Origin of the sequence: uncultured Bacteroides sp., from assembly GCF_905207245.1 — a bacterium.
Classification (GTDB): Bacteria; Bacteroidota; Bacteroidia; order Bacteroidales; family Bacteroidaceae; genus Bacteroides.
The window spans coordinates 36,855-51,477 of sequence record NZ_CAJLKP010000024.1 but is presented as its reverse complement, the minus strand read 5'-3'; the positions used below and the strand labels follow the sequence as shown (position 1 = coordinate 51,477).

12 protein-coding genes are annotated in these 14,623 nt (G+C 40.8%); 11 read left to right on the top strand and 1 reads right to left on the bottom strand.

The window, feature by feature from the left end; translation table 11 throughout:
• Positions 1-72: 72 nt before the first annotated feature.
• Positions 73-1,353 (top strand): nucleoside hydrolase-like domain-containing protein, encoded by a 1,281-nt coding sequence (locus QZ135_RS09685; protein ID WP_294608431.1) that lies wholly within the window; start codon positions 73-75, stop codon positions 1,351-1,353.
• Positions 1,354-1,725: 372 nt separating this feature from the next.
• Positions 1,726-1,860: a hypothetical protein gene (locus QZ135_RS09680; RefSeq protein ID WP_294608429.1), complete on the top strand. Its 135-nt coding sequence runs from the start codon at positions 1,726-1,728 to the stop codon at positions 1,858-1,860.
• Between the two features lie 186 nt (positions 1,861-2,046).
• On the opposite strand, the gene QZ135_RS09675 is transcribed toward QZ135_RS09680, so the two are convergent.
• Entirely contained in the window at positions 2,047-3,135 is a 1,089-nt protein-coding gene (locus QZ135_RS09675; protein ID WP_294608427.1) for an acyltransferase, read from the bottom strand.
• A 361-nt stretch (positions 3,136-3,496) separates the two neighbouring features.
• Between QZ135_RS09675 and QZ135_RS09670 the strand changes: the two genes are divergently transcribed.
• The 9 genes from QZ135_RS09670 (at position 3,497) to QZ135_RS09630 (ending at position 14,611) form a co-directional block, all read left to right on the top strand.
• The gene (locus QZ135_RS09670; RefSeq protein WP_294608425.1) at positions 3,497-5,233 is read left to right on the top strand and encodes a hypothetical protein; all 1,737 of its coding nucleotides are present in this window, start codon (positions 3,497-3,499) and stop codon (positions 5,231-5,233) included.
• Positions 5,234-5,307: 74 nt separating this feature from the next.
• Positions 5,308-5,718 (top strand): DUF3244 domain-containing protein, encoded by a 411-nt coding sequence (locus QZ135_RS09665; RefSeq protein WP_294608423.1) that lies wholly within the window; start codon positions 5,308-5,310, stop codon positions 5,716-5,718.
• 24 nt (positions 5,719-5,742) lie between these two features.
• Positions 5,743-7,281 (top strand): vitamin K epoxide reductase family protein, encoded by a 1,539-nt coding sequence (locus tag QZ135_RS09660; protein WP_294608421.1) that lies wholly within the window; start codon positions 5,743-5,745, stop codon positions 7,279-7,281.
• A 93-nt stretch (positions 7,282-7,374) separates the two neighbouring features.
• Positions 7,375-7,584 carry a hypothetical protein gene (locus tag QZ135_RS09655; protein ID WP_294608419.1) on the top strand — a complete coding sequence of 70 codons (210 nt, stop codon included), beginning with the start codon at positions 7,375-7,377 and terminating at the stop codon, positions 7,582-7,584.
• Between the two features lie 170 nt (positions 7,585-7,754).
• Positions 7,755-8,960: a TlpA disulfide reductase family protein gene (locus QZ135_RS09650; protein ID WP_294608417.1), complete on the top strand. Its 1,206-nt coding sequence runs from the start codon at positions 7,755-7,757 to the stop codon at positions 8,958-8,960.
• A 46-nt stretch (positions 8,961-9,006) separates the two neighbouring features.
• Positions 9,007-11,193: a peptidase domain-containing ABC transporter gene (locus QZ135_RS09645; protein WP_294608456.1), complete on the top strand. Its 2,187-nt coding sequence runs from the start codon at positions 9,007-9,009 to the stop codon at positions 11,191-11,193.
• A 21-nt stretch (positions 11,194-11,214) separates the two neighbouring features.
• Entirely contained in the window at positions 11,215-12,510 is a 1,296-nt protein-coding gene (locus tag QZ135_RS09640; protein ID WP_294608415.1) for an HlyD family efflux transporter periplasmic adaptor subunit, read from the top strand.
• A gap of 538 nt (positions 12,511-13,048) precedes the next feature.
• Positions 13,049-13,696, top strand: a complete 648-nt coding sequence (locus QZ135_RS09635; protein ID WP_294608413.1) for a hypothetical protein — start codon at positions 13,049-13,051, stop codon at positions 13,694-13,696.
• A gap of 15 nt (positions 13,697-13,711) precedes the next feature.
• Positions 13,712-14,611, top strand: coding sequence for a DUF5683 domain-containing protein (locus QZ135_RS09630; RefSeq protein ID WP_294608411.1), 900 nt, complete (start codon positions 13,712-13,714; stop codon positions 14,609-14,611).
• Positions 14,612-14,623 lie beyond the last annotated feature (12 nt).

The following is a 14,623-nucleotide window of genomic DNA, read 5'->3' as shown; positions in this document are numbered from 1 at the left end:
CGAATTTGTGGGTGGTTTAAATTGAATTTCGAGCGTAAATTTGCAGAATAAATCTTAAATTAGCAAACTATCATGAAAAGATTGGTACTATTTGCCATTTTGATCTTAGGCTCAATCGGGACAAAGATTCAGGCAATTGACATTATTAAACCGCGTGTGCTTATTAGTACTGACATCGGAGGAACGGATCCCGACGATAACCAGTCGATGGCCCATCTGCTGATGTACACTGATTGTTTTGACCTTGAGGGGCTTGTTTCTTCTCCCTCTTACGGTTCGGGAAGTCAGGAAGAAATTTTCCGTATGATTGACCTTTACGAGAAAGATCTTCCCAAACTGTCCAAACATATTAAGGGACTGATGTCTCCCGCGAAACTCCGTGCCATAACCAAGCAGGGGCGCAAGGGGGCGGCTCCTTACCGGGGGTTCCTTACTCCTACCGAAGGTTCCCAATGGATAGTGGAATGTGCGCGCAGGCGAGATGAACGCCCGTTGTGGATATCTGTTTGGGGTGGACTTGACGACGTGGCCCAAGCCCTTCACGACGCACCTGATATCGCTGATAAAATCCGTGTCTACTGGATTGGAGGTCCTAACAAAAAATGGAGCACTAACAGCTACGCCTATATAGTCGAAAATTTCCCCAATCTGTGGATGATTGAAGACAACGCTTCTTATCGGGGTTTTATTACCCAAAACAAAGTGAAAGATAAATACAATGCCGGATATTACGATGCTTACATCAAAGGTGCAGGACATCTTGGCGCAGACTTTATCAACTATTACAAGGGCATCCCCAAGATGGGCGACACACCGGCACTTCTTTATGTGATGAATGGCAATCCCGATGACCCCGAAGGCGAGTCATGGGGAGGCAGCTTCGAACTAACCGCACGTAGTTCGCGACCGGTTTTCCACCGGCTCACCACGGCTGCGGACACCGTACCCATCTATTCGATTATCGAGTTTCACGTCAAAGGTCCTGACCGTCCCGATATTCCCGCCGACTCGGCCTGCTTTACTCTCACCATAGGGCGGCAGGAATGGGACGGATTCCACCTTGGAGGTGGTGATTATGCCGTGCGCCACTCTACGTATTACACCGGTACACTTCCCTATGCCATTACCTCCGACATACCCGGTTTTTCTGCGTTGGAGGGTGCCATAACCATTGAAAATCTGTGGCCGGGGCGAGAGTCTGCCACCGACTACAAGGTAGGTCCCAACTGGTACACTGATAAGAGCGACCCCGCACTGTTCTGGCAGAACCTTCAGGGTGCCGAGACTGTCTACAAGTGGCGCCAGGCAGCTATGGAAGACTGGGGAAAGCGACTGCAATATCTGAAGAATTAACTGAGTTTCTTACACAATGAAGAAATTTACATAACCTTTCGTATTTTGGCAAATCCTTTTTCTTAGGAAGAAGGTATATCATTCGTGCCCGTTTTTGCAAGAAGTTTGGAGGATATGGATGATTCTATAAAATAAATCATATCTTTGAATTTATAATTGTGGTTATTATAATCTGAATTATAAATAGTATAAATCTGATAATCTATATTTTATGGAGTTTTTTGGTAGAGAAAAAGAAATGGAAGGATACTTTTTTCGTATGCTACCAAAGAACATCTGAATCTGGTTATTGATGAAGTACAGGAGTTCTTCTATGTCCGCAAGAGCATTTTTGCAGATATGCAGGAATTGTGGGACTGATATAAGAGTGAGATGAAAATTAACTTTATCACTTGTGGCTCTATTTATTTTTTGATGAGGGAGCTGTTTGAGGACAAGAAAGCTGCTATGTATGGACGTCTGACGAAACGCATGGAGTTATTGCCTTTCAGCATTGAAAAAGAATAATAGAAGTCTCAGATGCCAGGATTTACATTCACTAATGCTAAGTATTCAACTAAAAGATTCGATTTATAGAAAAAATATAAAGCTAAAATGTGAACAGCGGGGATAGAAAAAGTATGTATATTATGAGCTTACCGCAAGACTTATGCATGTCTTACAGTAAGCTTTTGGAAGATTAATTGGTATGATTTATCCTATTATCCATTTACTGCCCGGTATGAACGAGATAATCTTTGTCGTTATGTAGCAACTGATGAATGTACTCACTGCAATACATGGTATGGCGGCGACGGTGGGCAATTCCAGCGTTTGTTTGAACACTGTTACCCACAGCCCAAGCCAGAATATGTGCATGAGGTACATGCCATAGCTGAGTTTCGACATTTCTGTTATAATCTGTGGAGCTTTCGGACGGTTTATGCATGTGAACATAAGGAACGTGCCTGCTGTGAGCATCACACAGTTGATTGTACAGAAAGCCCATCCTATCTCTATTACCGGCGTGGTATGAAGTTCACCGGGTATGGCCTGGATGTAGAATGAGTAAATGGTCAGTGCAGCCCCGGCAACCATTAAAATGGTTCCTATAGTGAGACGTCTCGAGCGGTTCCATGTCAGGTGTACGCGTATGTAATGTGCCAGTACGAGGTACCCCAAGTAGCCTGAGAAGTACCACAGCATGTGATATTCATTCCAGAAACATTGTCCCCACACTTCACCGAACCATCGGTTGAAATACGGAATACATGTTGATAGCAGGAATAGCCCTATAAAGAAACGTTCTTCTTTTGCTGTGGCCTTCTTCAGCCATGGCGATATGATGGGTATGAATAAATAGAGGCTGATTAGGGGATACATGAACCACAGGTGCCCCGCCAGTGTCGGGAAGTTCAGGAGTATTCGCGACATGTCTTTAAATGATGTTTCTCCATCTATCTGTCCCCACAACAGTGGCAAGGTGCTGTATAGTATCATGAATATGAAAAACGGCGGTAGGATGCGCAGGCAACGCTGGCGGTAGAATTGCCATGAAGTCTGTTCTTCTTTCATGGGTACCAGAAGAAAGGCGGAAACAATCATGAAGAGCGGCACTGCCATGCGTGAAAAGCCGTCGTACACAGCTACCCACAGTCGGTCGGCCTCACTGGCTAAATAAGATTGTGGTCCCGCCATGTCTGTAGAACCGGGAGCACCATAGAAATTTTCGCTGGCGTGGACAACCATGACGAGGAAGCAGGCAAACACGCGCACATAATCTAAGAAAACAATACGTTTCATTTTTTTTGAGTATTCAAGTTAGTAATTAGTATAAGATGATTTCTGTTTGTTATTTTCATGTATTTATGGCGGAAATATTTTGTTGATTTTCCGAATACTACTTTATTTTCGGAGGTAAAGGTAAGCAATGTTTTTTATAAAAATTGTTATATGAAAAAACGATTTGTTGTAAAAAGCATATTCTATAAAAGAATCTATAAGTAGATGCTTCGACTACGCTCAGCATGACAGATACTCTTGTGAAAGAAGGTGTGAATTAATGATGCTCATTTACTTATTTTTTATTCAGGTAATGAGTAGGTAATATTCTGATGGAAATTTTTATCTTTGTAGTATTCAATTTAATAGTATAGTCTACAAAATGAAAAACTATATAACTTTCATAATCTTTTTTGCTGCTTTTTTATTGCTGGCCTGCAACGAGGAACAGAGTGATAACAAGCAGTTGATATTGGCGAATTCTCTTATGCAATCCCAACCGGACAGTGCGTTGAGTATCTTACGGGGCATTTCAATGGAGAATTTTGCGGCACAGGCTGATAGCGCTTATTATGCGCTATTGTTGACACAGGCAAGGGATAAGAATTATGTTGTGCAGACAGATGATTCGTTGATACGCTATGCTGTGGCATATTACGATAAAACGAATGATGTGCGCATGCAGGCAAAGGCACATTATTATTGGGGATGTGTGTATAGGGATATGAACCGGCAGGCGAAAGCGTTTAGAGAATTTCTTATTGCGGCACCTTTGACGGAGAAAGCGAAAGAAAAAAGACAATTGGGATTGGTGTACAATAATATAGGATTTATCTATAATATACAGGGATTTAATGAAAAAGCAGATTCCATCTATCGGTTAGTGGAAGGTATTGCCGAAGAGTTAAAAGATACTTCCCTTTGGGCTGAAGCACTATCTAAGCAAGGTTCTATAGCTTTAACAAAAGGGAAGGAATATTTTCCTATTGCTGAACAGAAATTGTCAGATGCTTTTTGGGCAGTAGATAGGGTGAGGAATAATGGTCTGAAAGCTAATATTTCAGCTTTACTCAGTAATTTGTACAGTAGGATGAATCAGGGAGAAAAAGCTTTGTATTACGCAAAACTAAATCTTTCCTTACGAAGGGATACTGCACGATCTTATCACGCTTTCTTGATTTTAGGAGATGCTTATTATAAATGTGAACAGTATGATTCTGCAATTTTCTATCTTAATAAAAGTTTAATGAGTAAAGATTATGGAAAAAAGGCAGGCGCTTATATGCGCTTGGCAGACATCGCAATGATTCAGGGAAATGCTGCCTTATCCGTAGAACTGGAGAGGAACAGTTCTGCATATAAAGATAGCCTTTATAAGTTTCGTCGGAGTGTAGTTGCCAATGAAATGATTGAGGCAGAAGCAGATGCACATACAATGCTTCAAAAGCTATATTATAAAGGACGTTTAAATATGTACCTGTATGCTTTTATATTGATAACAGCAATGATTATCATAGTTGCTTTTTCTCTATACAAACGATATCAAAGAAAAAATGACTTGTTGCAAAAGGACAAGCAACAACTAGAAAAGGTTAATCAGGATTTGAGTCAACATTACGCTAATTTGCAGACTGATATAACGGAAAAAGATCTGGAGATTGAAAACTTGAGAAAAGAATTGGTTTCGCATCAGATTAATGAAGAAGAAAGAGCAAAATTGCAGGCAGAACTGGACGAGATGATTTTGAAGCGGCGGACTTTAGCGAAAGAGGCTTTTCTGCACTCACCGCTTTACGCGAAGATGCAGGCTATTATACAAGATTATCAGGATAGGGATGAATCTGATGAAGAAATAAGCGATCAGGAATGGCAGGAATTTGTTGTTGGGATGGATGTACAGTGGAATAATGCCATAACAGATCTTTGTGTAAAGTACCAGCTATCTAAAGAAGAACATCATTTGGTGTGTTTAAGTTTGGCAGGCTTTCCATTCTCTCATTTAGAATATTTGTTGCACCTTTCCAGAAGAACACTCTATCGAAAGAAAAGTGCTTTGCTTAAGCGGATAGGTGCTGAGCAAAATTGTGAATTTGAAGACATTTTGCAAAAAAATAGGTGATGGCACACTTATGACACACTTTGTTTACACAGACTTTCGTAATTTGGTCACCATAAAACAAAAGTCTGATGTATATGAAAAAGGTATTATTTATTTTATTTTCGTTTTTGGTTTTTGCCGGTTCTGCAAACGCTCAGTTCGTTTCTGGTAATATGGAGATAATGCTTACCCAGAAGGATGGGGATAGAGATCCAATTGAGCCGGTTGGTGATATAACTCCGGAAAATGCTCCCCAAACTCGTAGTGTTATTTCCCAACCTGTGTATGCTTACTTATATAATGAGGTGGTAATAGTTGACTTCCAGGCTGCATTCTCTGCTGTTACGGTCAATGTTATTAATGAAACTACTGGAGAAACTGTTTATTCTGAGCTGTTTATCAATCCTGCAAGTTTTTCTATTGATCTAAGCGGGAAAGACACAGGAGATTATATGATAGAACTTATCTCTGATGAAATCACGTTAGAAGGATATTTCCCTTTATAATATTCTATATAAACAAGGGTAATCATGGCTGAAGTTGATAATATCGCTGTTGTACTCTATCACTATTTACGGGTATTATCTGTAAAGGTGAGCAGAAGTACTGTGCATCGTTTGCTCGATACTCCGTTAGGAGGTAGCATACGAGGTATCAGTGATGCACTGGATATGCTTCATGTAAAGAATGAAGTATATCAACTTCCGTCATCCGATTATTTTTCGCAATTGGAATCTCCTTTCATCACAATGCTTCAGGTGGACAAAAATCAATTTTGTGTAGTGACGAAAAAGGGCGATTTCATCGTAGAATTCATTAATGGAGATGGACGAGAACACAGTATGACGGTGGACAAGTTTTTGCCACACTGGACAGGTACCGTCTTATTCGGAGAGCCTACTGAAAGGACCTCGAATGAACATTACTATGTAATGAAAAATGTTATTTTCTATTTGCTGCGTTATAAGTTTGCCATCGCTGTACTTTTTCTCCTGATATTGGGGATGCAAACTGCGTTCTCTCAAAATCAATCAGCTGTTTTTATTGTCTATTTATGTACATTGAGTTTTGGCATTCTTGCGTCTATCGCTATCCTCTACAAAGAATGGGTGAATGAGCAATTCATGGAGTCATTCTGCCATATAGGAAAGGCGGTGAACTGTAATGAAGTGCTTCATTCTAAGGGAGCAAATATAGCAGGTGTAGGATTAGGGGAATTATCTTTGTTCTACTTTGCTGTTCTCTTTTTGTTTTCTTTGATCCGCTGGAATGATTTTTATGGGATTTCTGCCATTTGCTGTATCGTTGCAACGGTGTTTACTCTATATTCCATTATTTATCAGGCTTTCATTCTTCATAAGGGGTGCATGCTTTGCATGCTGGTAAATTTGGCGGTATGGGGTAATGTAGCTGCTCTTTATATGTTAAGAAACTATTTTGATATAGACTTTTCCTTTACTTCATTTTCCGTATTTATTGCTATAGGATGTATTTGTTTGATTGTTGAAATACAAATAAAAACTATCCGGAACAAGGAGAGGGAAAGAGTTTCTCTAAAGAAACATCTTGGTAGTTTGTTTAATTCGGAGACTTTTCAGATGTTATTGGCACTAAAGCCTCAGATAGAGGAGATGGCAAGTCCGGATATTACGCTGCATAGTCAGGTGACAGGAAGTAGTGAGGTGATGATAATAACTAATCCCAATTGTAAAAATTGTGCGAGGGTTCATCGTCATGTGAGAGAGATAGCTTCAAGGATTTCTGTATCATTGGTATTTCTGACATTTCCAAATGATAGGTTGGGAGAAAAAATTGCGCAAATTGTCATTGCAGCTTATTACATGGATGGTTGGGATAAGGCAATGCAACTCTTGGAAGAGTGGTATGAAACGAAATGTATCAAAGAAGCGGATGATTACAATATAACAACCGAGGTACAAGGCTTGTGGATGAAGCAACAGGTATATTGCCGGAGACAGAGAATAAACAAGACTCCCTCTGTCATAGTGAGTAAGCATTATATACCGGAAGTGTATCCGCTATCAGATTTAAGATATCTGTTAACATAAAGATATTATTTTCGCGAAGTAATAGCTGTTTTGGAATCAGCTTAAAAAAATCCGGGATAACCTTTTTATTTACCTTTAAATTTTTTTATTGTTATGAAGAATTTAAGTAGTTTTGAAGCATTCAAGCTGAACAAGGTTCAGATGGGTGCAGTTAAAGGCGGCGGTCGTAAGTGTCATGTTACATATAATGATGCTTTGGGCGGAAGTTTCGATGTAACTATCGAACAAAATGTTTCAATTGCCGAAGCTGAAAAAACATTAAAGGATCAGCACCCGGATGCAAATGCCGTTGTGTGTAAGTAGATTCTAAAAAGGAGCCTGTTTTTAAGGTTTCTTTCTGTTTATGGAACTTAATCTCTAATTAGGAAAGCCAAAAGTCTGCTGATATATAAATATATTATGGATTTTTATATGTCTAAATGTTTTTATAAATTGCAACTTTGGGCTTTTCTTCTTACTAAAAGTATGTCATTATGAAATTTATTGTTTGCATATCTTTAACTGCTGTATTTACAATAATGTTAGGTTTTTCTTCCCAAAAGGTAAATTCTGACCTCAAGGAGAAAAGAGCAAAGATTGTCTTGCTTTTGGACAATTATGTTTGTAGCGAGGATCAATGGGTTTATCTGTATGGTTTCAAGGAGTGGGTCTCAGGTAATGAAAGAGTTATATTTGATTCTGCATTTATTGAAAAAGGGCAACATACAGTAGAGCTGCAGGCAAATATACCTATCGAATGTGAAGCGGCGGTACTATTTTCAAAAAATGGTCCTAACTTTTCGCTTCCAATGGAACCGGATTCATGTGTCATAATGAATATAGAAGAATCTGACGGAGAATCTTTTTATTATAAAAAAGCAGTTAAAGGAGAATTTAACAATAGTCTATACGCCTTTTGGAGAGAGAGAATTACATATCGTTCGAAATTGCAGGACTTAATTTCAAGGGATGAAAAAGATAGCATTAACCATCTCAAAGCGGAGTGGTTTATTAGGTCAATGGACAGGCTTAAAACGGCTAAATTGGGGCATATTGTTTATGATGCTTATATTATATTGTCAATAGATTTTCCGGAAAAAAAAACAGAAATAAAAGTACTATCAAAATTGCTAGCTAAAAAATTCCCTGAGCATCTTATGTTACAGGAGTCTGTGAGTAATAGAAAACTTGCTCCTATATCCGAAGGGTCAAAGAAAGCAGGAGACAGACTTTTTGAATTGAGGGAGAATAGACCTCAAATTGATTTGCTTGATCTATCTTTAGGGAATAAATTGGAACTTGCTTTCTTTGATATAGAAGGAAATAAAATTTCTACAAGCAGTTTAGGTATAGATTATACATTAGTCGATTTTTGGGCAAGTTGGTGCAAGCCATGCCGCCAAGAAACGCCAACAATTAAATATGCTTTGCAGAAGTATCCTAATAATTTTGCTGTGTATGCTGTTTCTCTTGACGATAAACGAGCAGCTTGGCAGAGAGCTATAAATGAGGATTCGACACAAATGTTTAAGCATTTAATAGGGACATATCCTAATGGACAACGATCCAGATTATTACGGCAGTTAAACATTGAAATAATTCCTACAAATTTTTTGATAGATAATAATCAGCGTATCATTGCCAAAGATTTGCATGGTGAAAGACTCCTACAAGTTTTAGACAGCCTTATTCAAAAATGAGATTTTGAGAGCATTTGTGTTCAAAATATTTTAGGATTATATGGCTATGAAATCTTTCCCTCACTACATCCAGCATGATGTCATGGACTGTGGCCCCACCTGCCTCCGCATGGTGTCCGCTTACTATGGTAAACGTTATTCACTGGAAGGGTTGAGGGAAAAGTCATTCATCACCCGTGAAGGTGTATCCATGTTAGGTATCAGCGAGGCAGCAGATAAACTTGGTTTTCGAAGTATATGCGTGCAAATAGATTATGCAAAACTTCAAGAAGCTCCTCTGCCTTGCATCGTACACTGGAATCAGCAGCATTTTGTTGTAGTCTACAAAATAAATGATCAGCAGGTATGGGCTGCCGATCCCGGAGCAGGAAAACTGAAATATACCAAAGAAGAATTTTGCCGTTGTTGGATAAGTTCACGAAAAAATGAAGAAGATACAGGTGTTGCGCTATTGCTGGAGCCTACTCCCGATTTTTATGTCATGAAGGATGAAGATGAGCCTATTAATCGTAAAGGTTTCGGATTCTTGTATTTATATCTTCACCCTTACCGGAATTTGGTGGGGCAACTGCTATTAGGCCTGCTTTTAGGCAGTATGATACAACTAATGCTTCCATTTCTCACCCAGTCCATTGTGGACTTTGGAATTAATAACCAGAACCTTAGTTTTATATATCTGATACTGATAGCTCAACTGATGTTGAGCTTCAGTAGCAGTGCCGTGGAGTTTATCCGTGGCTGGATATTGTTGCATCTGGGGACGCGTATTAACATAGCCCTCATTTCTGATTTCCTGATTAAACTGATGAAGCTTCCTATGGGATACTTTGATACTAAGATGACAGGTGATATCCTGCAACGCATCAACGATCATACGCGTATTCAGAATTTCCTGACGGGAAGCAGTCTGAGCATGGTATTCTCTACATTCAATATCGTAGTCTTCGGTGCTGTACTGTTGCTTTATAACTGGATGATATTTCTTATCTTCATGGGCGGTAGTGGACTTTATATAGCATACGTCTGGCTATTCATGAAGAAACGTGCGGAACTGGACCACAAGCGTTTTGCACAGCAAAGTGCAAACCAGAGCACAGTGGTGCAACTGGTGAATGGCATGCAGGAAATAAAGTTGAGTGCCTGCGAACAGCAGAAGCGTTGGGAATGGGAGCGAATACAGGCACGACTGTTCAAAGTGAATATCCGCAGCCTTGCCTTGCGGCAGTATCAGGATTCGGGAGCGGTATTGATAAACCAGACGAAAAATATTATAATTACGGGTCTGGTGGCAAGTCTTGTGGTACGGGGAGAAATGACGTTGGGTATGATGCTGTCCGTACAGTATATCATTGGGCAACTGAACAGTCCGGTGAATGACCTGATAGCTTTTGCACGTGACATGCAGGACGCGCGCCTCAGCATGAACCGCCTGGGCGAAGTGCGTGACAAGCCGGATGAAGAAGAACCGACAAGACAATTGATACGGGAAATACCTGTGGGAAAAGACTTGAGAATAGAGAATCTAAGTTTTAAATACGACCCGTTGAACGAATTTCCTACACTGGATAACATCAATTTGGAGATAAAGGCAGGCAAGCAGACAGCCGTGGTTGGCATGAGTGGGAGTGGGAAGACAACTCTGGTAAAACTGTTGTTGGGCTTCTATCCTCCTGCATGCGGGCAGATACTGCTGGGAGATACGCCATTGGAGAACTACAGTATCCGGGAGTGGAGAAAACAGTGTGGCGTTGTGATGCAGGACGGGTTTATCTTTTCCGATACCATTGCGGGGAACATTGCGCCGGGAGTGGAACACATCGATAAAGAATGCCTGCGCCATGCAGCAAAAGTGGCAAACATACATGGATTCATTGAAGAATTACCACTGGGTTACAACACCAAAATAGGACAGGAAGGGCATGGATTGAGTCAGGGACAAAAACAACGTATCCTCATAGCCCGTGCTGTGTATAAGAATCCGGAATTTATCTTCTTCGACGAGGCAACCAATGCACTGGATGCTAACAATGAGCGCATCATCATGGAAAATTTGCAGAAGTTTTTTGAAGGAAGGACATCGGTAGTGGTAGCTCACAGACTGAGTACCGTCAGGAATGCGGACCGGATAGTAGTAATAGAACAAGGACATATAGCAGAGATGGGAACACATGAAGAACTTACAGCAGTGAAAGGCATCTATTACAGGTTAGTGAAAAATCAGTTGGAACTCTGATAAATCGGAAGTCTGAAAGTTATGGAGAAAGAGGATAAAGATATAGAACTGAGATGTGAGGAGGTGCAGGAGATACTGACACGTCCGCCGCATGCGCTGGTGAGGTGGGGAATCACGGTATTCTTCGCTGTGTTGGCTATGTTCTTTATCGGAGGATGCTTTTTTAAGTATCCGGATGTGGTGAGTGCAGACATCACGGTTACTACGGAGCATCCGCCTGTATGGATCGTGGCGCGGGGAAGCGGGAAAATAAAGGAGGTATATGGCAAGGATCGAGAGCGGATAGAAGCAGGCAAAATCATTGCCGTACTGGAAAATCCGGCAGAGACGAAAGATGTATTGTTATTGGAGAAGGTGTTGCAGGATTTCTGTCTGACGGATAGTTGTATACACAGGACAGTATTTTCCGAACGTTTGGCTCTGGGTAGTATACAGGCTGTTTATGCCACATTTATCAAGAGTTTGACGGATTATCGTAATTTCCTTTCTTTAGACCTTTACGAACAGAAAATAGAGGCTACCCGTAAAGAATTGCAGGAATATCGCAACTATATAGTGCACTTGAAGCGTCAGGCAGAGCTGGACAAAGAGCAGGTGCGAATAGCTGAAACTGTGCATAGTCGGGAGAAGAAGCTTTTTGGCGAAGGGCTAACGGCACAGTCGGATTATGAAGAGGCTAAGCAAGTATTTCTGAACAGGCAGCAGGGACAAGAGCAGATGATGACTTCGCTTTCTTCGGCTAAAATACAGGAGGCACAGTTGCAGCAGAATATTCTGGAAACCCAGATGGAGCGGAGCCGGGAGGCTAACAGCCTTATGACAGCCTTAAAAGCAGCTTATAATGAGTTACAGGTGAGCATTGAAGAGTGGAAAATGATGTATCTTTTCATTAGTCCGGCACATGGTATACTTTCTTATAACAACGTGTGGCAGAAGAATCAGAATGTGAACAGCGGAGATAAGGTTTTCTCCATTGTAGCCTCGCGGACGGGAGATATCATTGGTAAGATAAAACTGCCCGTCACAGGTTCGGGCAAGGTAAAACTCGGCCAACGGGTAAATATCAGCGTGACGGGATATCCTTATATGGAATTCGGTTTCCTGACCGGAACGGTAGTATCTGTTTCTCTTTTGACGGATAGTGATAGTATGTATACTGTTACCGTAAGTTTACCACAGGATTTATGTACATCATATGGCAAGGTGTTAGAATTTAATGGGGAGCTTACCGGAATAGCGGAAGTTATGACGGATGAACGGAGTGTGATCGGAAGGTTGCTTGGCCCGTTGCGCTATCTGTGGGAAAAATATCTGTGATTTTTTCTCTTTTCATTCTTTTCTTTAAAATTTTACATTAATTTTGTCACATTGAAAAGTTAGCTCTATAAAGAGAGGATTTTTCAATGACATGATTATATAAATGTGATAATTATTATTTCTTGATAGTGAAAATCTGGTAAATTTTCTTTCGAATACAGGAATAATAAGTATAGTACGTGTTTACACCCTTGTTGAAGCATAGGGCGTGGACTGTTTTTTACTTATTTGTATTCGGGTTTACCAGAGCCTCACTATTGGATAAGTAAAAGCAGCGTCACGCCTTTTTTCATTTCTTCAAAAAATACTATGAAAAAAAGTTTGTTGTTGCTGTCACATTTTTAATGTTTCGTTCAATAGTTATGTAGACGAATAAGATTTACCGGATGAAAAAAGTAAAATTAGAGTAAGAGTGGTATAAAAACTGGCTTTTTTCTTTTTAGTGAAATCTGGTAGATTTTTTGGTTAGGGATACAAGGAAATTAGCTCGTTTTATACCACTTTATTCAGAACAAAACAATTAAAATAGATAAGAATTATGAGAAACAAACAAGCACTCTTAACCGTCGCTCTGGCGGCCTTTGTCATGACATTATTAGCTTCTTGTGGCAGTTCTAAAAAGGCTTCTTCAGCAACTTACACGCGTATGGATGAATTAAATGAGAAGTTACAGCAACTGGAACAGGCCGGTTGGCAAATTCATGGGAACACCCGCACTTTACGAGGAAAACTCAGCGAACATTATGCAAAGATGGATGCAAATCCGGACCTCTATGAAGTAATTGGTACATCTACCGGTTGTCGTTCTGTGACCGTTTGCAGGGCTGCTGCCCTTAATGCCGCATCTGTGGAGATGGCTGCCAAAATGGGGCAAGACCTGAGGGGAAAGGCTATGCGGGATATGGGTGTGGACGAAGGGGCGGAAACTCCTGCGGAGTATAACCGTTTTCAGGAAGCTTGCATCAGTAAATTTCAGGGAGCGATTAAAGGAGAACTGGAAGAGAGTTTTGCCTTGATTCGTAAGGGAGTAGATGGTCTCAACAGTTATGAGATTTACTATCTGGTGGATAAGCAATCGGCGCGGAAGAAACGCTCGCAGGCCATCAGGGATGCATTGGAAGAGTCGAATCTTCGTAATGAATATGCCAAGTCTGTGGAAAAGTTCATTGATGGTGAGGTGGAATAAACAACGGCAGCATTTATGAAAAAGATATTTTTTAAAGAAAGCTATTGCATTTTCTTTATTACGCTTATTGTATTGGGAGCATGTGCTCCCTTGCATGTTTGTGCCCAAAAGGTGCTGGAACGTTCTGAAAAGCTACGTCCGGCCTGGTTGGCAAATAAAACTCCGAAGCCCGGTAATGGTGGTTTCCATTATCAGATAACAGAAGGGGAACATCGGAACTTACAGGATGCAAGGCACAGTTGCCTGCTGAATCTTTCTACCTATATTAAAAGGACGCACCGCATCAGTGAACAGGCGGTTGCAGAGATTCAGCTTGAGCAGGAAAACGGGAAATCTTCTGAAAGTGAAAACTATCGGTTTTCTTATGATATACAGGGTGAGCAAGTGACGGTGGTTTCCTGTAAATATGATGAATACTGGGAATATGTTGTTTATCCGAACGGCGAGCGGGTTTATCGTTGTTACTCCCTGTATGGAATTGCTGACAAGGTGAATCCGGATTTCGACCGTTTGTCGTTTAGCCGGAAGTATGGAATGAGAGGATTTGCCCGGTCGCTGATTGTTCCCGGATGGGGACAGCTTTATAAAGGAAATACTGCCAAAGGGGTTTGCATACTTGGAGGAGAGGTCGCTTTAGTGACCGGCATTCTAGTAGCGGAGAATTTGCGTAGTTCGTATGTGAAGAAGATGCGTGAGCAGCCTCAGCACCTGAAAATTTACAATACAAAAGTTGATAATTGGGAAAATGTCCGCAATGTGTGCATCGGCGGGGCGGCGGCTTTGTATGTATACAATTTGATTGATGCTCTTGTGGCTAATGGTCGTAAAAGAAGTATCACACGCAAACCTGTGCGCTTGGCTGTTTATCCGTCAGCGGGAGATTGTAACGGTATGGCATTGGCTATACGGTTTTAAATGGAATAAATA